Below are 19,696 nucleotides of genomic sequence, written 5' to 3' on the forward strand. Positions count from 1 at the left end.
ATGCTGGGCGATTGGGAAGTGCCGCGCATCGCCATGATGCGCAGCGAGGAAGCCCGGAAATTCGCCGAATTTCCGGTTCCCGGCCGGCGCGGCAGCCTGTTTCAGGACCTCGATGCCGAGGCGGCCGTCATCGACATTGCAGGCTCGCTCTACGCCGAAGAGGAGACCGGCGCTTTCATGCAGGCGGCGAGAAGCCGATTCGCTGCGGGCGAGCCGCTGACCTTCGTCGCCGACATCACCGAGGCGACCGATATCCAGTACGTCCTGATCGAGCATCTGGTGCTGGAGATGCGGGGAGATCGGCCTGGCGAGCTCGGCTATCGGCTGCGGCTGCGGGAGAGCCCACCGCCGCCGCCGCCGCCCGATCCCTTTGGCGGCATCGCCGGCGATCTGTTGGCCGAGGCCGGTGCCCTGGTCGAGGGCGTGACCTCGGCGCTCGACGCGCTGGATGCCCTGGCCGATCTTCCCGACTTCTCCGATCCTTCGGCCTTGCTGGGCGGCACGACAGAAGAAGCCGCGGCGGCCATCGGACGTCTCGGCGAGATCGGTGGCAAGTTGCAAGCTCTCTTCGGCGGCAGCTGACATGCCGACGCTCATCGACAACCTGTCCGCCAGCCTGGATGCCGCGCCGCTGCAGCAGAGCCTGGGTGGCGAGATCGCCAAGCTGCAGGCGGCAGCCACGGCGGCGGCGGCGCTGGCTGACGGGAGGTCGAGCGGCGTCACCGACTTCATCGCGCGCATCGCGGCCTTGTCGCCGCTGCCGCTGCCGATCGACGCCAACTTCGCGGCTGGGATCGGCCGGGCAAAGTCGGCCTTGCCTTCGGATCTTGGGGCGCTGACCACGGGGGCGGCGGGTGAGCTCGCCGGCTTTGCGAATCTGCTGCAGCAGAAGCTGGCCCCGCTGCTCGACAAGGCGCTCGCGGTGGCACGGGCAATCGAGCGGCTTGGCTCGCTCGATCTCCGCTGTCCACCGCTGGAGCCCGCGGCGGCGGTGCCGTCCTCTGCGACCAGCCAACGTCTCGCGCAGGTATCGGCGCAGCTGGCAACCGCCGAGACGCTGCTGCAGGCCCTCCCCACGCCATTGACCGCGGGATCGCTTCTGGAGCGCCTGCTGGGCGCCGCGCAGCCCGACGAACGAAGCCGGAACTTTGCCGCTGGCATCCCCGTTCTCGACGATGTGCTGCAGCCGCTGCAGACCGCCATCCGCTGGACGGGTCTCGATGCGAATGGCATGGCGACCCATGTGGCGGGCAGCCTCGATGCGCTGCGCCTGCGTTTGCAGGAGGCCGGTCCGGGCAGGCTGGACGCGCTCTTCACACCCTTGGCGGCGCTGGTCCCGGCGCTGCAGGCCGATGCTGTGCAGGCCTTCGCCGAAGCCTATCTTGCCGCGGGCGCCGCGCTCGCCGCAGCGATCAGCGCAGACGACGCGGCCGCGGCGTCGACGGCGGCGGCGGCGATGCAGGCTGCGGTTGCCGGGTGGGCAGGCCTGCGCGCCGCGCTCGAGCCTGCTTTCGTGGCGCCACTGCAACCGCTGCTGCCGCGCCTCGCCATGGCGCCGCAGGCGATGCTCGACGCCCTGCTGCATCTGGTGGTGCAGCTGGAGCCTTTGGATCTGTCCAGCGCCCTGGCTGGGCTTCCCGCGCTTCGCCCGGACGACAGCCCCGATGCGGAGGCGCTGGTAGCGATCCTCGCGCCGCTCACCGACCTCGCCGAGGATCTGGCCGAGGCGCTGGATTTCTCGGCGCTGAGCGGACCTGTCGGCGAGGTGGCGGAGGAGGCGCAGGCCATCGCCGATGCTGTCAGCGCCGCCCTGTCGCGGCTGGCGATCGATACACGGGCCGCTTTCGCCGCCGTGGAGCAGGCGGTTGCCGCGGTCGGCCTGGCGGCGCTCGAGTCCCGGCTTCAGGACGGCATCGTGCAGACCGGCACGGCCCTGCGCCAGGGCATCGGTGATGCCTTCGCGCCGATGCGGCAGGGATTGACCGCGGCGGTCGACGGGCTTGAACAGGCATTGGCGCTGCTCGACGCGACGGCGATCACCGCGGCGCTGCAGCAGGTGGTCGACAGCATCGCCGGTGTTCTGCAGGACCCGGCCTTGGGGGGCGCGATCCTGGAGCTGCGCGCGACGCTCGAGGAAGTTGCGGCGCTGCTCGCCAATCTCTCCTTCGCGCCGGTCACTGACGAGGTCGTGGCCCTGATCGAGGCCATGACCAAGGGCCTGCGGGCGCTGCAATCGACGCCGCTGAACGGGGCCATCAGCGGCATGCTCGAGGCCGCGATGGAAGTGCTGCCAGCGGATCTGGAGCCGGTGACCGACCCGCTGATCGACGACTTCGCCGAGCTGGTCGAGGAAGGGCCGATCGTCATCCTGATGGCGGTGCGCGACAAGCCGCGCGAGGTTCTCGACCAGATCCGCAGCTTCGAGCCGGGCCGCCTGATCGGCGATACCCTGGGCGCGCCGTATCAAGAGATGCTGCAGAAGTTGGAGGGTTTCGTTCCCAGCGATCTTCTCGAAGGCGTCGAGGAAGAGCTTGATCGGCAGAAGCGCCGGCTGCAGCAGAGCGTCAAGCCCTCCGAAGCGCTGGCACCGGTGATCACGGCTTTCGATTCGCTGCTGCAGGGTCTCGACGGCTTCTCCCCGGATGCTGTTCTGGCGCCGATGGAAGAAGCGGTGGAGCAGGCGATCCAGGATGCCATCGCCGCGGCGCCGATCGATGCGGCCATGGCGGAGCTCAACGGCGTCTTCGCCACGATCCAGGCGGTGCAGAACATGTTGGCCTCGGCCGCGTCCTGCATGATGCAAGCCATCGCCGCGGTGACGGCGCTGACCGATTCGAATGCGCAGCTCGTGGCTTGGCGTGACGCTGCCTTGCAGCGCTTCGATGCCATCCCAGCCGGCGGCGTGGTCGATCAGGCCTTGGAGGATCTGCGATCGGCGCTGCAGGCGACGCGACATGCCGATCTGCTGGGGCAATATGATGCCCTGGCGGCGCCGGTTGCCGCGGCGCTTGCGCCCTTGGATCCGGGGGCGCGGCTGGCTGCGCTGGTGGGACTGCAGCAGCGGCTTCGCCCTTTGGTGGCAGGCTTGTCGCCCGGTGCTTTGCGCAACGCGGTGCAGGCGGCGCTGGCCGCCTTCGATCCGCTCGATCCGGCGCAGACCGGGGCCTTGCGCATCGCGGCGCAGCTGGCATCGGCGCTGGAGTCCGGCAAGGCGGCCTTGCGAAGCCTTCAGTCGCCGTGGGACAGCTTGCTGCACGGGGACGAGGGTGGGTTGACCTCGGTCGCGGCAGCAGCAGCAGATCGCGCTGCGCTGCGGACCGAATTGGCGGAGGGTCTCGATGCGGCATTGGCGCCGCTGCGGCCTCTCTTATCGCGACTGGCGGCGGCCCTGGCGCCGCTGCAGGGCCTGACCCAGGTTCTGGCGACGTTGCAGCAGAAGTTGCAAGTGGGGATCGGCGATCTGGTGACGGGGCCGGCCTCGTTCCAGGCGATAGCGCAGGCGGTGCAGCAGGTCGTCGACACGCTGCGCGGCATCGATCTGGGTTTTCTGCGGGAAGCGCTGGAGGATACCTTCCGCACGGTGCGCGGGCAGATCGCGGCGCTCAGTCCGAAGCCGCTCGGCATCGCGCTGGACCACGAGTTCGCGGCCATGCTGGAAACCATCAGCCTGGACACCATCCTGCCATCGGCCGAGATCGATGCGATCGACGATGCCTATGCCAGCATGGTCGCGCAGCTGCGCGCCCTGGACCCGCAGAAGCTGGTGGCCGACCTGATCCAACCCGTCTTCGACGAGACCATCCTGCCCATGGTCGAAGCGCTCGACCTGACGCCGGTCATCGACTCGCTGATCGCCTCGATGCAGGGGCTGGATGACGCGCTGCGCGACGAGCTCGGCAAGGTCAACACGGCGTATAAGGCGCTGTGGGCAGCACGGCCTTCGGCCGATGCCGCCGGCGCCGGGCTGGCGGTGGGATAGCGCCATGGCCCTGCGCAACGCCCTGCTGCAGCCGCAGAACTTCGGACGCCCCGCAGCCGATGCCGAGGCCGCGCTGGCCGATGACCTGCTGCGGCTGGCTGCCCTGCTGGTGGAGGATGCGGCGCGGGGCGGTTCGCTCGCGGCGCTTCTGCGGGAGGCGCTTCAATCCCTGGCACCGCAGCTGCAGCAGGCCTTGGAACCGCGGCTGTCGGCCGCCGGATCGCGTGCCACCACGCTGATCGCGCCGCTGCGTGCCTGGATCGACCGCATGACCGGCGCGGTCGCGGCGATGGAGGCTGATCCGGCCGCCATCACCGGGCTGATCCGCCAGGTGCTGCGCGATCTGCGTGCCTTGACCGACAGCCTGACGCTGCCGAAGCTGCGCACGATCGTCGGCGAGATCCGCGCGCTGGTCGAGGAGGATCTGCAGCTCGGTCCCGACCGCTTGCTTCAGCTGATTGGCGCCTTACTCGACGCGGCGCTGGCGCGGCTGGCCGCGCCGATGGCCGGCAGCACGCCCGAGCAGCGGCGGCGGCAGAGGCTGATGGCGGCGGTACTGACGCGGCTGCGGCTGCGGTTGAACACTGTCGTCCTGCCGCCACTGGATCTCGAGCCCTTGGCGCGCTTGGCGCTTGACCGGCTGTCGCGTTCCGGCCTGCAGCAGGCGCTGGCGCAGCTGGAATGCGCCCTGGATGCGATGGAGGCGGCGACAGAGGTGACGGATGCCGTCATCGCCGTGCTGCGCCCAACGCCGCAGCCGGTCGGCGCCGGCGTGGTGCCGCTGCAGGACAGCGCCAACTATGCCTGGTATGCCAGCTGGCTGCTGGCCGACCAGGACCTGCCGCTCTATGGCCTGGGCGATGTGAAAGATGCCGGTCGCCTGCTGGCGCTCCTGCAGGCGCCGACGACCGAGCTGGCACGCGCCCTGCGGGCTGCGCTCGATCCGGCGCTGCTGCCGCCGCTCGATGCCGCCGGTGCGGCGGCTGCGTCGGATCGTGCCACGCAGCTCCTGGCCCTGGCCGCGGTCAACCAGGCAATGCAGACCATCGTTCTGCTCGACAGGCGCGGCCCGCAGGCGGAATTCCCGGTGCTGGAGCCTGGCGTGCTGAGCGAGGAGCTGCGCGACCTGCGCGACAACCATCCCGCCGATGGCACGCTGCTGCTGTTCAACCGCAGGGTGCTCGACGTTGCCTTCCCCGCGGTGTTCGAGACGCATTCCAGCGGCGCCGGCGCCTGGCTGGGTCAGAAGATCGGCGGCGCGCTGGCCTGGCCCCGGCACCAGGTCTTCGTCAGCGCCGATGGCCGCTTCGTCCTGTGCGACGACATGCCGCTGCTCGCCGGCGCGGACGTCACCTGGGACCAGGCGCCGATCTTCGGTGCCGCTGTCGCCGGGCGTCTCGGCTTCGCCTGCAAGACGATCTCGCCAAAGGTCTGCGAGATCTTCGCGCAGATTCTCGGCACGGGGTCGGAAGCCTTCAAGGCGCTGCGCCACCTGATGCAGATGCAGCCGGGCCACAAGGCGCAGAACGGCATCGCCGGCGGCGTCGAGATCGCCGAGGCGCTGCAGCAGATCCTGTTCGGACGCCCGACCGGCGCCTGGCTGCTGGAAGAGGGTTCGGGCGCGCGCGGCTTCGGCCGGTGGCTCGATTCGGCGATCGGGCCGAAGGGGCTGGGCATCTTCATCGCCTCCTTCCAGGGCAGGCACACGGCGGCGCCCTTCGGCAATGCGCTGAAGTTCTGGCTGACCGTCGTGCTGACCGACATCGTCCGCGTCGCGGGGCCCGGGCAGATGGCGGCCGCGGGGCGCGACGTCGTGCTCGACATGATCACGCTGATCAATCACGAGGTGCCGTCGGATGCGACGAAGGAGCCGGCGAACCGGCTGAAGCAGAGCGGCTTCGTCGGCGTCGCCGATCTGCTCTTCGGCATGCTGCTGCAATCGCTCTACCGCCGCGACGACTATTCCATCCTGTTGTGGAGCCGCGAGGGCGCCGGCGACAACCGGCTCCGTGCCCTTCTCGGCTATTGGGTGCTGGGCTCGGCGCTGGTCGGCATCGCCGCCGGCAGCAGCGCCACGCTGGTGGCGCAGATCGCGGCGCGGCGCTTCGACTGGGCGCTGTGGCTGGAGACCATCGGCTTCTCGGCGCTGAAAAGTTTTGGCCTGTTCTGGATCCTGAACTACCTGCTGAAGGAGAACGACACCGATGGCGGCCGCTACCGTCCCGGCGGCGGCAGCTTCCCCGGCTATCCCAACAAGGAGACGGCCGCGTCGCCCTACCTGCTGCCCTATCCGAAGGACCAGTCGCTCTTCGTCATCCAGGCGAATCTCGGTCTGTTCAGCCACAACTACCTGTCCAACGCCAATCTGACCGGCGGGCCCTCGGCGCCGCTGCAGACCTATGCCTATGACTTCGGGCACGACTTCGACGCCGGCATAGCCTGCGCCCGCGCCGGCAGGGTCTGGTCCTTCGTCGAGAGCATCGCCGACAGCGACGAGAGCGACTGGAACTTCATCATCATCCAGCACGACACGGTCGATGCGGTGCATGACGACTTCGGCATCGGCCAGCGCCGCACCTATGCCGTCTATGGCCATCTCTCGACCAACGGCGTGACGCGCGCTTTCGGCGGCACGGCGCCGGGGCAGGAATCGCTGGGCGCGGGCCTGGGCGCCGCCGTGACACAGGGCCAGATCATCGCCCTGGCCGGCGACACCGGCATGAGCTTCCACAACCACCTGCACATGCACATCGTCGCCGACAACGGCGCCGGCCAGCCCGACACCAGCATCGCCATCCCCTTCGTCTTCCAGGATGTCGAGGGCGACGGCGTGCTGAAAAGCCGCACATGGTACATGTCGGGGAACGGGTGATGGATCTCGACCTTCCCTCGCTCGCCGGCGGCACCCAGCCGGCCATTCTCCGCCCCTCGGTGACGCTGGAATTCTCGGCCGCGTCGAGCGATGGCGGCGGGCTGCTGGGCGCGGTGTCGGATGCCGCCTCGGCGCTCGGGCTGACCGGCGCGGCGGCGGCGCTGGCCGACCGGCTGATCTCGCTGCGGCTGGTGCGCAGCTTGGCGCCCGAGGTGGACAGCGCCGAGTTCCTGCTGCTGCCCGAAGGCGCGCCGCCTTTCGCGCCCGGCGACACCGGCAGCATCGCGCTGGCCGCCGCCGATGCCAGCGCCGCCTTCGCCTGCCGCATCGAGGCGGTGGAGCAGCGCGGCCATGGCCTGCTGCGCGCGCTGGCCGGCAATGGCGGCCGCATCCTGGCGCAGAGCCGCCTGAGCCGCAGCTATGCCAACCAGGATGCCGGCGCCATCATCGGCGACCTGGCGCAGCAGGCGGGGGTGGAGAGCAGCGTCGGCAGCCTGGGCGGCAGCCTGCCGCGCTATGTCGCCGATGACCGGCGCAGCCTCTACGAGCATGTCGCGGTGCTGGCCGCTTCCGCCGGGCGGCTCGCCGGCTTCGACGATGACGGCAGGCTGGCGTTGCTGGACGACACGGCCACCGGCGAGGCGGTCGCCACCTTCACGCTCGGCGTCGACATTCTCGACATGCGGCTGACCGACCGGCTGCCGCATGCTGGCGCCTTGCAGGTCGATGGCGCCGGTGCGGCGGATGCCGGCGGCGGCGAGGCCTGGGCCTGGCTGCGCAAGCAGGTCGGGCCGCTGCGCGCGGCCTCCGGCGAGGGCGCGCCGCAGCGCCGCCTGCCAGCGCCCTGGTTGACCGCGCCGCAGGCCATCGCCGAGCTGGCGGGCGCGCGGGGCCGGGCGAATGCGCGGCAGCAGCGCTTCGGCCGCCTGCTGGTGCAGGGCGCGCCGCAGCTGCGCCCCGGGGCGCTGGTGGCGCTGAAGGACACGCCGGCCGATGGGCAATGGATGATCACGCGGCTGGAGCAGCGCTTCGACGCGCGGCATGGGCTGACCGCGCGGCTCGACATCGCCGAGGCCCGGGGTGGCGGCGGCCTCGGTGGCCTCGCCTCGGCGCTGGGAGGCCTGCTGTGACCGGCATGGCCTTCCAGGACATCCGCCGCATCATCCGCGAGGAGCTGCGCGCGCTGCGCCTGGCGGAGCTCGCCGTGGTGCAGGAAGTGCATCCACATGCCGCGGAGGGCGACCAGGACAATTACGCCTGCACCGTGCGGCTGCGCGACGACGACATGGTGCTGGCGCGCGTGCCGCTGGCCACCGCGCGGATCGGCCTGGCCGCCATTCCCGATGTCGGCGACCTGGTGCTGGTGCAGTTCCTGGGCGGCGACGTCAACGCGCCGCTGATCACCGCCAGCTTCTACAACGACGAGGACCGGCCGCCGGTCAACAAGGAGGGCGAGGCGGTGATCGTGCTGCCGCCCGCTGCCGGCGAGGGCGAGGGCCTGCACCTGACGCTGCAGTCGAAGGACACGCCGCGCACGCTGCTGACGCTGGGCGGCACGCTGGAGGTGACGCTGCAGGATGACGACCCGGTGGTGCGCATCGCGGTGGCCGACAAGGCGGAGATCAGCATCGCCAGCGACGGCGCCGTGCTGATCAAGAGCAGCGCGGGCATCACGCTGGAGGGGGGCGAGCTGACGATGAAGGGCAGCAAGGTGACGATCGAGGCCCAGGGGCAGCTCGTGCTCAAGGGCAGCACCATCGACCTGAATTGAGGGGAAGCAGCGTGGGACAGCCGGCAGCGAAGGAGGGTGACATGGTGATGGCGACGGATATCCATATCGTCATGCTGCCGACGCCCGGCGGCCCGGTGCCGACGCCGCTGCCCAGCCCTTTCATGGGCAAGCTCGATGGCGGGCTCAGCGGCGACGTCAAGATCGGCGGCAAGGCCGCCGCGGTGCAGGGCAGCACGGCGACCAATTCGCCGAGCCACATCCCCGCCGGCGGCCCGTTCCAGTCGCCGCCGAAGAATTCGGGGAAGGTGATGCTGGGCAGCATGACGGTGCGCATCAATGGCAAGCCGGCGGCACGCAATGGCGACATGGCGATCACCTGCAACGATCCCGCGGATCTGCCGGCCGGGCAGGTCGTGGCGGTCGGCACGGTGATGATCGGGGGCTGAATGGCGGGCGAGAACCTCTTCCGCGACGTGGCGCTCGAGCTGGTCGACAGCCGCGCCCTGTCGCTGTACCGGGCGCGGCAGCGGGAAAGCCGGCGGCCGGGCGGCGTGCGGCTGCGCGACCTGGGCAGCGTCGAAGGCCGCGACAACCTGGCCCAGGCGCTGGTGACGCGGCTGCTGACCCCGCGCGGCGAGCTCACGGCGCTCGGCCACCCGCTCTACGGCTCGCGGCTGCACGAGGTGGTGGGCGCGCTGAACAACCCGACGACGCACAACCTGGCCAAGCTCTTCATCATCGAGGCGCTGAAGCAGGAGCGCCGCGTCGGCCGCATCGTCGGCGTGCAGGTCGCGCCGCATCCGACCAACCGCTTCATGATCACCATCGGCATCCAGCTCACCCCCGTCGGCGAGGATGTGGTCCTCGACTTCGGGCCGCTGGCGCTGGAACTCTGAGAAGGGGCGCGGGCCATGGGCTTCAGGCGACGCGACTACCCGGAAGTGCTGGACGGCATGCTGACCGCGCTGATCGGCGGCATCGCGGCCGAGCCGCATCCCTATCCGCCGCCGGCCGGCGGCGAGCCGCCGCGACACTTGCTGGAGGCGCCGCCGGCGCGCCGCCTGGTCTCGGTCTACGGCGCCCGCAACGGCATTTCCTTCCGCTTCAAGGCGGATGCCGATTTCGAGATGGCCGGCGACGGCACCGCGCTGGTCTGGCGCAAGGGCGGCGCGCGGCCCGATGCCGGCACGCTGATCGAGGTCAACTACCTCAAGCGCGACACCGCAGCCCTGCTGACCGACCTGGAGGTCGGCAGCGTCACCCGCACGCTCGTCGAATCCATGGCGCGCGAGGTCGCCCGGCTGCAGGCGCAGCTGGAGGCGGTGCAGGATGCCGGCTTCGTCGACAGCGCGGCCGGCGGCGCGCTCGACAAGGTTGTTTCTCTCCTGGGCGTGCAGCGGATCCCGGCCGATCGGGCGACGGCGACATTGCGCTTCGACCGGGCGGAGGGCGCGCCGGGCGCCATCACCATCCCTGGCGGCACCCGCGTCATCGATGCGGCGGTGCAGGTGGAATACGAGACGGTGGCCGAGATCACCCTCGCCCCCGGCCAGCCGCGCATCCAGGTCGAGGCGCGCGACGTCGAGCCTGGCAACGCTCCCGTCGCCGCCGATATCCTCACCGTGCTCGCCGTGCCGATCGCCGGCATCGCCCGCGTCACCAACCCCGCCCCCGCCCGCCGCGGCAGCGCCGCCGAGACCGACGCCGCCTTGCGCGCCCGGGCCCAGGGCGCGCTGACCGGCGGCGAGCGCGCCACGCTCGGCGCGCTGCGTGGCGCGCTGGCGCGGCAGCTGGTGCAGGGCGAGGTGACCGAGCCGGCCGACCGCCCCGGCGTCGTCGTCGTCACCCCCGTGACCGAAGGCCTGACGCCGGAACGGCAGGAGCAGCTGCTGGCGGCGCTGGAGGATGCGCGCCCGGCCGGCATCCGGCTGGAGGTGACCGGCGCGGCGGTGCCGACGGCGGTGGAGATCGACCTCGGCCTGGTGACGCGCTCTGGCCTGGCGCCCACCGCCATCGCCGCGGCGCACGAGGCTGTGCGCAAGTCCATCGAGGATTTCTTCGCGACGCTGCCGATCAAGTCCGATGCCAGCATCAACCAGATCATCGGCCGCGTGCTGCGCGTCGAGGGCGTGGAAGATGTTTCCATCCTGGCCGCGCAGAAGCGGCTGGTGACCGGCGCGGCGGTCGACGTGCTGGACGCGGCGGGCGGCAAGCTGAGCCTGGCCGACCAGCCGGTGGTGCTGCGGGGCCTGAGCATTTCCGACCCCGCTTTGCCGACGCGGGCCGACCTGGTCATCCGCTTTCCGGCCGCCGCCGCGGCGCCCGACCGCAACCTCATCGTCGCCGCGCTGGAAAGCGGCTTCGAGCATCTCGCCACGGTCGCGAAGAATCCGGCGACGGATGGCACGCCGTCGCGGATCTTCTCCTATGGCAAGCTGCTGCGGCTGCTGCCGGCGCCGATCGGGCAGGGGCTGGACCTCGCCAGCTATGACGGCGCGGCGACGCCGCCGGCGCTGCCTGCGGACGCCGGCGATTACGAGGTCTCGCTGTTCATCGCCCAGGCCAACGGGCTGACGCAGATCCTGGCCACCGCCGCCGACCGCTATGAGCTCAGCGGCGGCGAACGCCTTGCCATCGGCCAGGTCACCCTCGAGCCGGAGGCCTGACGGAGATGGCCGGCGCGGATCGTCTCGCGGCGCTGCTGCCCTCGCTCTGGCGGCCGGAACTGTCGGTGGCCGGCGCCGCCGAGCTGCTGCCGGCGCTGCTGCGCGCCGCCGGGGCGCAGCTCGATTCCGCCGGCATCGCCGCCGGCGACATCATGCAGGCGCATTGGTTCCGCTATGCCGACAGCGCCCTGACCTCGCCCTTCGTCGCGCGCGGCCGCCAGCTGTCGGGGCAGAAGCCGCTGCTGCCGGGGGCGCCGGAGGTCGACCGGCATCCCTATCTGGACGACCTGCCGCGCATCGCCTCGCTGCTCGGCCTGGCGCCGTGGCGGGAGCCGGATGCGGCGAAGGAGACGGTGGAGGAATTCCGCCGCCGCGTCGCCCGGCTGGTGGCGCTGTATCGCGAGGGGCTGGGCAGCCGGGCGGCGATGCTGGGCATGGCGCTGGCCAGCCTGCCGCCGGCCGATCGCCAAGCGGCCGAGGGGCTCACCGAGCGCGGCCTGGCGCTGGAGGAATTTTCGCCCGCGGCCTTCCGCTGGCAGCCGGCAGCGTCGCGCGGCGCGCCGGAGGGGATGCTGGGCCCGCTGATGCGGTTTTCCCTCGACAGCGGCGCGGTGCTGGACAGCCCGGCGCTGCTGGTGATCCAGGGCGTCGCGCCGCAGCCGGGCCGGGTTGCCGCGACCGATCAGCCGTTGGTCGAGCGCTTCGACCCGGCGACCGGGCGCGGCGTCGGCATCGCCTATGCCGGCCCGCTGGCGCCCGACCAGGCGCTGGCCATCCTGCCGGCTTTTTCGTCGTGGCTGGGCGGCGCGACGGGCGTCGCCACGGCGCGGCATGCAGCGACCCCGGCCTTGCCCGCCGACCCGACGGCGCCCGGCCCCTGGGCCGCCGCGGCGGGGGCGCCGGCGGGCAGTGTCGTCGCCCTGGTGCCGGCCGCGGATGGCGCGCTCTGGGCGGCGGTGAATGGCGCCGCGACCAATGCGCTGTGGCGCTTCGACGGCGCGGGCTGGACGGCGGCGCTGGACGACCTGCCGCTGCTGCACGCCCTGGTCGCCGATGGCGATTCTCTTTTGGTTGGCACAGCCGGGGGCCTGGCGCGCCTGCCGGTGCTGGTGGCGCCGCTGGCCGCCACCACGGTCGCCGGCCCGGCGGTGCAGGGTTTTTCGCGCGGCGGCGGCGGCGCCATCTGGTGGCTGGCGACGGCCACCGGCTGCGCCCGGCTCGGCACCGGCGACGCCATCACGCTGGTCGGCCCGGGCGCGCGCGCCGAGACCGAGGCGCCCTTCGCCGCCGCCTGGGCCGATGCCGATGGCCCGGTCTTCTTCGGCGGCGAGGCCGGGCTGTTCCGCCACGACCCGGCGCGCGGCCTCTGGCATGTCTATGGCGGCGGCAGCGGCGACGAGACCGTGCCCGACTGGACGCCATGGGACCCGGAAGCCGACGCCCTGCCCGCCGCGCGCTTCCTGCCGCCGGTCACCGCGCTGCGCCGCGGCGCCGATCGCAGCCTGTGGATCGGCACGAGCGCCGGCATCGCCCGCTACCGGGCGCAGCGCATCGCCGGCACCTATGCGACCCTGCTGCAGGCCTGGCCGGAGCTCGGCGCCATGCCGGTCGCCGGCATCGCCGAGGATGAGCGCCAGGCGCTGTGGTTCGCCACCGGCCGGGGCCTGCTGACCTTCGACGGGCTCGACTGGCGCCAGGCCCAGGGCGGCAGCCTGGCCCGGCTGCCGCGCGCCGCCGAGGCGGCGCCGCGGCACTGGCGCTTCGACCGCGACACGGCGCGCTGGCAGGCGCAGAATGCCGGCGGCTTCGCGGCGGCGACGCCGGCGGTGCAGAGCACGGCCGAGGACCCGCTGCTGGCCATCGCCTGGACCGACGGGGCGGAAGCGCTGCTGGGCAGCTTCGACGGCGCCGTCTTCACCGCCGGCGAGGACGTGCCGGCGGCCTTGCAGCGCCGGTCCAAGCCCGAGGCCACGCGCATCCTGGCGGGTGGCATCCCGGCGCTGCCGCGGCTGCCGGCGGGTCTGTCGCACTGGCGCTACCTGCAGGTCGAGGAGGCGGCGCCGCCGGTGCCGCGCAGCCTGCCGGCCTGGACGCGGGAGGGCCGGCTGCTGCCGCCGCCCGACCAGGCCGCCGCCCCGCTGGAGGCGCGCTTCCTGGCGGCGGCGATGCAGGAGGCGGCGGATCAGGTGTTTTCCTATGATCCGTCAGCCAGGATCTGGATCGGCTGGCAGCCGCGCGCCGCCTTCTCGGTGACGTTGCGGCTGCAGCCGGTGGGGCCAGGGGAAGAAATAGCCGATCCGGTGCTGGACCGGCTGCAGCAGGGGCTCGACCGGGTGCGCCCGGCCGGGGTCAGGACGCGGCTGGCGCTGGGCGAGCGTATCGTCAGGGGAGGCGAGCATGGGTGAGCTGGTCGACACATATGCCGGCAAGGTCGCCGGCGAGCTGGTCCGCGCCGCCGACTGGAACGGGCTGATCGCGGCGATCGAGACGCAGCTGACCGGGCTGGAGACCGGGCTCGGCGCGCGGATCGACGCGCTGACCACGCGGGCGGCGGCGGCCGAGGCGCAGATCGCCACGCTGACCGCCAGCCTGGCGCCGCTGCAGGGGCTGGCCACCGCCCTGCGGCAGCGGCTGCGGCGCATCGACCTGGCGACCACGCGCGCCACCTTCGCCGTCGGCGAGCGCGGCGAGATCGTCGCCCGCGTCGCGCAGATCGACGGCGTGGCCATGGACCTGGCCAATCCGGCCGCGCGCCCCTGGGTCGATTTCGTCACCCTCTGGGGCTCGCTGAAGCCGGCGCCGGGGTTTTCCTCGCGCAGCGGCTCGGGCGGGCGCAGCGTCTCGGTGCAGGTCAATGCCGCCGGCGAGGCGCGGGTGCTGCTGCGCGCCGAGCAGGCCGAGGCCTTCGCCGAGGAGCAGGAGCTCGAGATCAACGCGGTGATGCAGACCATGGTCGGCGGCGCCACCGTGGCGCAGCAGATCCTGTCGGCGCCGACGCCGGCCTCCGACACGGTGCGCGCGGCCTTCGGCGCCATCTCCACCGCCTATGAGCGGGCCGACACCACGGTGATGCAGTCCTTCGTCGATGGCCACCACCTGCGCAACTCGGTGACCAACTACGCCCTGCCCAGCGCGGTCAACCGGATGACCTGGCACGACTACCCGACCACGGTGCTGGCCTTCCTGAAGCCCGATTCCGACCCGGCCAGCGCCGATGGCGCCCAGGCGGTCGGCGCCATCGAGGTGATCTTCCGCGACTGGGTGCATGTCTGGACCGTCATCGACTTCCTGCCGCCGCGGCCCGACCTGGTCACGCATTACCGCGACCGCTTCACCGTCCGCGTCGGGCCCGACTTCGGCGATTCGGTCAAGGGCATCTTCGAGGTGATGCAGGAGGAGACGCTGGGCCGCGGCCTGCTGGGCCGGCAGAAGATCCTGCAGGCGGCGCAGCAGGCGGTGCAGACCCTGGCCGGCGACGGCCGCCCGGTCTTCATGGAGCAGCTGGTCGACAGCGTCAGCGGCGGGCTGCAGGCGCAGCAGGGGCTGCTGTTCAGCCAGGCGGTGACGCCGATGATGTCGCAGGACATCGCCTTCGGCGCCGCCATCGGCAAGGCCGCCGCCAGCGGCCCGATCGCTGCCGGCGCCGAGGGCCGCGCCATCCGCGCCGAGATGGACGGCAAGCTGACCAGCAGCGAGGGCCGCATCCTCGACAATGTCCGCGCCGAGACGGCGGAATTCTCCAACCAGCTGCTGCGCGAGGACGGGCCGGTGCGGCGGGCCGAGAACATCGCCATCGAGGCGCATTCGGTGGCCAAGCAGGCCAACACGGCGCTGGGCGGCAAGGCCGACATGGCGGTGCTGGGCCAGTTCCTCAACCTGCGCCCGGGCTGAGGCCTGCCATGCTGGCCCCGGCGCGGCTGTCGATCCGCCCCTCGGTGACGCGGCCCTGGCTGGGGCAGGGGCTGCGGCTGACCCTGCAGGTCACCGATGCCGAGGGCCACGGCCTGCCCGGCATCCCGCTGACCTGCCTGGCCGGCTGGGGCGTGCTGTCGGCGCGCGACGGGGCGGAGCCGCAGCGCGGCGCCTCGGTCGCCATCGCCAGCGGCCCTTCCGGCCTGGCCACCATCGAGCTCGAGCCGCCGCTGACCCCGCCGCTGCCGGCCGCCGAGCGCGCCAGCCTGGCCTCGGCGCTGGCGGGGCTCGGCCCGGCCGGGCTCGATGCCGCCAAGATGCCACGGCTGCTGGCCGGGCTCGCCGCCGCCTATCGCGCCGAGGCGGGCGACGCGCTGCGCGCGGCCGTCGACCGGCTGCATGCCGGCTTCGCCGCGCCCGCCGCCAGCAATGCCGCCGGCCTGCCGGTGATCCCGGCCACCATCTTCGCGGTGGCCGAGCCGCCGCCGCCGGCCGCCCCGGTGCTGGCCCTGGTGACGCTGCGGGTGGTGAACTGGCTCGGGCCTTTCGCGACCGCGCTGCAGGCGGCGATCGAGGGCGACGACCGGCTGCCCGCCCTGCTGAAGGAAATGGGCGTCGACCAGGAAGCGGCGCAGCTGGCCAAGAACCTGGTCGGCGCGACGCGGGCGGTGGCGGGGCTGGAGCGCGGCGTGCTGGGCCAGTCGCTGCGCGACCTGGTCGCCGCCGACAGCGTCAACCGCTACCTCGGCGAGAATGCCGGACGCTTCAAGGGCCAGACCATGGTCGAGCTGGCGCGCGCCGCCGGCGCCTCGGGGGCGGCGATCAGCGGCGGCGGCCTCGCCGTCTACACCGCCATCGAGAGCGCCCGCGACGTGCGCCAGGTGACCGGCCTGGGCGATGCGAGGCTCGACTCCCGGATCGAGGGGCTGGAAGGGCGGCTGACGCTGGCCGAGCAGGGCCGCGTCACCCGCAACGACCTGGCCGCCCTCGAGCAGCGCCAGGCCGCCGACCTGACTCGGCTGCGCCAGGAGATGGGCGCCAGCTTCGACCAGCGCATCCGCACGCTGGAGACCGATCGCGTCACCCGCGCCGAGCTGGTCGGGCTGGAGCAGCGCCAGGCGGTCGAGCTGACCCGGCTGCGGCAGGATTTCTCGGGCGCGCTGGAGCCGCGGCTGCGCGCGCTGGAAACCGACCGGGTGACCCGCGCCGAGCTCGCCGCGCTCGGCCAGCGCCAGGCCGCCGATATCGCTGGGCTGCGGCAGGAGATGGGCGGCGGCCGGCTGGACCAGCGGCTGACCCTGCTGGAGCAGGACCGGGTGACGCGGGCGGAGCTCGCCAGCCTGACCGAGCGGCAGAATGCCGGCCTGGCCGGGCTGCGGCAGGAGCTGTCGACCACCATCGACCAGCGCATCCGCAACAATGTCATCAGGCCCGGCCCGGTGATCCGGCCGCAGGGCCCGCGCTGAGATGCGGCTGCAGCGCGCCCAGGTGGCCGGCGCCGGCAGCCCGCAGCCGCTGGACGAGTCCTTCTCGGCCGGCGGCGTGACGCGCTTCCTGCGCCGCTTCCGCCTCGACTTTCCGACCGGTGCCGGCGCCCAGGGGTTCTTTTTGACCGATGATTCGGTGCTCGACCTCGCCTTCTCGGCGCGGGAATTCGAGGCCAGGGGCAGCGGCCCGGCGCCGGTGACGCTGGGCAATGAAGGTCCCGGCCTGGTGCTGCGCCTGGCCACCGCCCGGCCGATCCTGCGGCTGCGCCTGGTGGCAGCGCAGGCTGGCGACACGCTGCGCGGCTTCCGCTTCGACGGCAGCAATGTCGCGGAAGACCCGGTCGCCGAGGCGGAGGTCCTCTCCGGCAGCGCGGCGTTGAACCTGGTGGATGCCAAGCTGGTGCTGCGGCGCCGGCGCAATGGCAGCGACCTGGCGCTGACCCCTGGGGACATCGCCGGCGTCACCCTGCGCGCCGATGTCGCCCTGCCGCTATTGTCCTGCCGCATCCTGGGCGACCCGGCCGGCGAGCAGCTGCTGGCGACGGGGGAAAGCCTGCCGGTCTCCGGCAGCTTCGGGCCGGCGCTGAGGGAGGCGCTGAACATCCTGGCCGCGCGCTTCGCCGCCGGCCGCGCCAGCCTGCCCAACCCACTTTCCGTCGAGCTGATCTGCAGCGCCGACCATCCCTGCCAGGTGGCGATCAGCGCGCTGGACCTGGGCATCGAGCTGGAGCGGCGCGGCTTCGCCGGGGCCACCGAAAAGCAGGTGCTGCGCTTCCCCGGCGGCCGGCTGCAGGCGCAGCAGCTGGCCATCGCCTTCCCTGGCGGCATGCTGCCGCGGCAGGCGCGGCTGTTGATCCAGCACAGCGGCGCCGCGCGGCCGGGGGCGGCCGACCGCCAGCCGGCGCCAGGCGCGCCCGCGCTGCCGGCGGCCGGCGGCGGCACGGCGCTGCGCATCCCGGCGGGCGGGCAGGGGGCGGTGCGGCTGCTGCTGCCCGAGGCCCGCACCGTCACCGGCCTGTTCCTGCTGCTGGCCGCGCTGGGGGCGGATGCGACGGCGACCGTGACCCTGGCCGCCGAGGCCGAGGGCCGGCCCGGCGAGCTGCTGGCCGAGGCGCTGCCGATCGCCCTGGCGGCGGGCGCGCCGGCGGCGCGGTCGGTGACGCTGCTGCGGCCCGCGGTGCTGCCGGCGGGGCCGATCTGGTGCCTGCTGCGCGCCGGTCCGGCCGAAATCGTCTGTCCCCTGGTCGCCGGGGCCGGCGGCGCCGCTTTGCTGGGCGAGGCCGCCCTGCCGGCGGCGGCCGGGCTGACCGCGCGGCTGCAAGTGCTCGGCCCCTCGCCGTCCCCGGCGGCGGGCACCGACCAGAAGCCGGCGCCGGATCTGCTGGCGGTGCGGCTGGGCGGGGTGCCGCTGGCCATCGCCGGCGAGGTGCTGGACCTGGCCCCGGCCTGGCCCGCCGCCGGCGGCAGCCTGGCGCTGGAGGTCAGCTCGGCGGTGGCGGGGGTGGTGACGCTGCAGCCGCCGCTGCTGCGCTACACCCTGGCCTGAGTCAGTCCACCCCGGGCACGCCGTGCCGGAAGTCGAGCCCGTAGCCGACCTGCGGCAGCGCCAGCAGCGGCCGCTGCGTCAGCGTCACCCAGCGCTTGCGGGTGGCCTCGCTCTCGATAGTGCCGGTCTCGATGCTGGCGCGGCCGGTCGAGTAGTTGACGCTGAGCGCCTCGGTGGCGCCGGTGTTGCGCTGGGTGGTGCTCTGGTCGTAGCCGATCAGCATGAAGCGGCCCTCCTGCCAGCGGAAGGTCAGGCTGCGATTCTCGGCGCCATAGGAGCCGGCGCTGGCCCAGCGCACCAGGGTCAGGCGCAGGGCGCCGCGCGCCACACTGATGCCGCCCTTGTCATAGGGGTCGGCGAAGACCGGGTCGATGCGGCGGCCGATCAGCGCCGCATCCTGCAGCGCCAGGCGATAGCCGCCGCCCGCCTCGGCGAAGGCGAGGGCCAGGAGGCGCGGATTGGTGTCCAGCCGGCGCTCGCCCAGCCCGTCGCGGTTCTCGACGATCAGCGCCGGGTCCTGGCCGTGGAAGACCAGGGCCAGGTCGGCGCGGCCGTCGCCGTTCAGGTCGCCGGTCGCCTGCTCCTCCAGCGCCCAGCCGGCGGGGGCGAAGCCCTGGGCGGTGGCGGCCTGATCGACCAGGCGCGGGATATCGGCCGGCGGGATGGTCAGCGGCTTGGCCTGGACGGCGGTGGTGGCCAGGGCCAGCAGGCCGGCGGCGATCAGGCCGCGGCGGGCGAGGGACGGGCGATGCGGCATGGCGGGGGCGGAACTCCGGCAGCGATCCGCTGGAAATCCCGCGCGGGCGGCGGCCGGGCAAGCCTGCCGCCCGCCACTTTCGCGTGACGAAAATTGGCTCAGCCCGGCTGCAGCCCAAGCTGCAGCACCTGGGCGCCGATCTCCGGCTCGATGGCGCGTTCCAGCCAGCTCGGCAGCAGGGTGATGGTCAGCTCCAGCGAGCCGCGCCCGACCACCAGCCCGAGCAGATGCCCGCCGAAGCAGCGGAACTCGGCATCGGAGGCCACGCCATGCGCATGCAGCGCCGGCTGGCCCTCGCGCCAGGCCAGGCTGCCGGTCAGGCTGGCGATCTCGACATCCCGCCAGTCGCGCGGCCGGTACTGCGCGGTGTCGAAGTCGAAGAAGCCGAAGCTGACATGGCCGGCGAAGCCGAAGCCGGTGATGCTGGCGGCCGGGATGGCCTCGGCCTCGGCCAGGGCCTTCAGCTGGGCGAAGAGGTCGTCGCCCTGGCGCAGCACCATCAGGAAGCCGGTGGGCGTCGGGATATAGCGTTTCTGCTCGGTCATCATCGGCTCCGCGGCGGTCGGCTGCGATCCTGCCGGGATGCGCGCCGGATGCAAGCCGGGCGGCAAAATTGCCACCCCCGCAAGCGGCTTTCGCGGCGCTGCGCGGCGTTCAAGATTGATTGCTCAATCATCACGAAACGCGCGCGGCCGTGACGGGCGCCGGGCGGCGCGGCGGCGCAGGCTTGGCGGCGACCAGGAAA

The 19,696-nt window shown here is 72.8% G+C and carries 14 protein-coding genes; 12 read left to right on the forward strand and 2 right to left on the reverse strand.

From position 1 onward, the window contains the following. The 12 genes from GVN67_RS00380 to GVN67_RS00435 are packed head-to-tail and all read left to right on the forward strand — an operon-like array spanning position 1 to position 18,194. Positions 1 to 582, forward strand: a complete 582-nt coding sequence (locus tag GVN67_RS00380) for a hypothetical protein (protein ID WP_159992268.1) — start codon at positions 1 to 3, stop codon at positions 580 to 582. Between the two features lies 1 nt (position 583). Further along, positions 584 to 3,979: a hypothetical protein gene (locus GVN67_RS00385; RefSeq protein WP_159992269.1), complete on the forward strand. Its 3,396-nt coding sequence runs from the start codon at positions 584 to 586 to the stop codon at positions 3,977 to 3,979. A 4-nt stretch (positions 3,980 to 3,983) separates the two neighbouring features. After that, positions 3,984 to 6,851 carry a M23 family metallopeptidase gene (locus tag GVN67_RS00390; RefSeq protein WP_159992270.1) on the forward strand — a complete coding sequence of 956 codons (2,868 nt, stop codon included), beginning with the start codon at positions 3,984 to 3,986 and terminating at the stop codon, positions 6,849 to 6,851. Then, on the forward strand, positions 6,851 to 7,981 hold the full coding sequence (locus tag GVN67_RS00395) for a hypothetical protein (protein WP_159992271.1): 1,131 nt from the start codon (positions 6,851 to 6,853) through the stop codon (positions 7,979 to 7,981). The genes GVN67_RS00390 and GVN67_RS00395 overlap by 1 nt, the downstream gene beginning before the upstream one ends. A gap of 5 nt (positions 7,982 to 7,986) precedes the next feature. Further along, positions 7,987 to 8,622, forward strand: coding sequence for a phage baseplate assembly protein V (locus GVN67_RS00400; RefSeq protein WP_159992297.1), 636 nt, complete (start codon positions 7,987 to 7,989; stop codon positions 8,620 to 8,622). A gap of 41 nt (positions 8,623 to 8,663) precedes the next feature. Further along, positions 8,664 to 9,029, forward strand: a complete 366-nt coding sequence (locus GVN67_RS00405; protein WP_200845057.1) for a PAAR domain-containing protein — start codon at positions 8,664 to 8,666, stop codon at positions 9,027 to 9,029. Then, positions 9,030 to 9,479: a hypothetical protein gene (locus GVN67_RS00410; RefSeq protein ID WP_159992273.1), complete on the forward strand. Its 450-nt coding sequence runs from the start codon at positions 9,030 to 9,032 to the stop codon at positions 9,477 to 9,479. A 15-nt stretch (positions 9,480 to 9,494) separates the two neighbouring features. Continuing rightward, complete coding sequence (locus GVN67_RS00415; protein ID WP_159992274.1) at positions 9,495 to 11,249, forward strand: hypothetical protein; 1,755 nt, start codon at positions 9,495 to 9,497, stop codon at positions 11,247 to 11,249. Between the two features lie 5 nt (positions 11,250 to 11,254). Further along, a complete protein-coding gene (locus GVN67_RS00420; protein ID WP_159992275.1) occupies positions 11,255 to 13,654 on the forward strand; it encodes a hypothetical protein in 2,400 nt (799 codons plus the stop codon). Beyond that, positions 13,647 to 15,140 (forward strand): hypothetical protein, encoded by a 1,494-nt coding sequence (locus tag GVN67_RS00425; protein WP_159992276.1) that lies wholly within the window; start codon positions 13,647 to 13,649, stop codon positions 15,138 to 15,140. The genes GVN67_RS00420 and GVN67_RS00425 overlap by 8 nt, the downstream gene beginning before the upstream one ends. An 8-nt stretch (positions 15,141 to 15,148) precedes the next feature. Further along, entirely contained in the window at positions 15,149 to 16,627 is a 1,479-nt protein-coding gene (locus GVN67_RS00430) for a hypothetical protein (protein ID WP_159992277.1), read from the forward strand. Position 16,628: 1 nt separating this feature from the next. Continuing rightward, complete coding sequence (locus tag GVN67_RS00435; RefSeq protein WP_159992278.1) at positions 16,629 to 18,194, forward strand: hypothetical protein; 1,566 nt, start codon at positions 16,629 to 16,631, stop codon at positions 18,192 to 18,194. Position 18,195: 1 nt separating this feature from the next. Here GVN67_RS00435 and GVN67_RS00440 read toward each other — a convergent pair whose 3' ends face one another. Together GVN67_RS00440 and GVN67_RS00445 are read right to left on the reverse strand one after the other, a co-directional pair. Beyond that, complete coding sequence (locus GVN67_RS00440; RefSeq protein ID WP_159992279.1) at positions 18,196 to 18,951, reverse strand: hypothetical protein; 756 nt, start codon at positions 18,949 to 18,951, stop codon at positions 18,196 to 18,198. Positions 18,952 to 19,049: 98 nt separating this feature from the next. Next, positions 19,050 to 19,496 (reverse strand): PPC domain-containing DNA-binding protein, encoded by a 447-nt coding sequence (locus GVN67_RS00445; RefSeq protein ID WP_200845058.1) that lies wholly within the window; start codon positions 19,494 to 19,496, stop codon positions 19,050 to 19,052. Between the last annotated feature and the right edge of the window lie 200 nt (positions 19,497 to 19,696).

The sequence above is a fragment of the Roseomonas sp. 18066 genome (assembly GCF_902706185.1).
Lineage (GTDB): Bacteria > Pseudomonadota > Alphaproteobacteria > Acetobacterales > Acetobacteraceae > Pseudoroseomonas.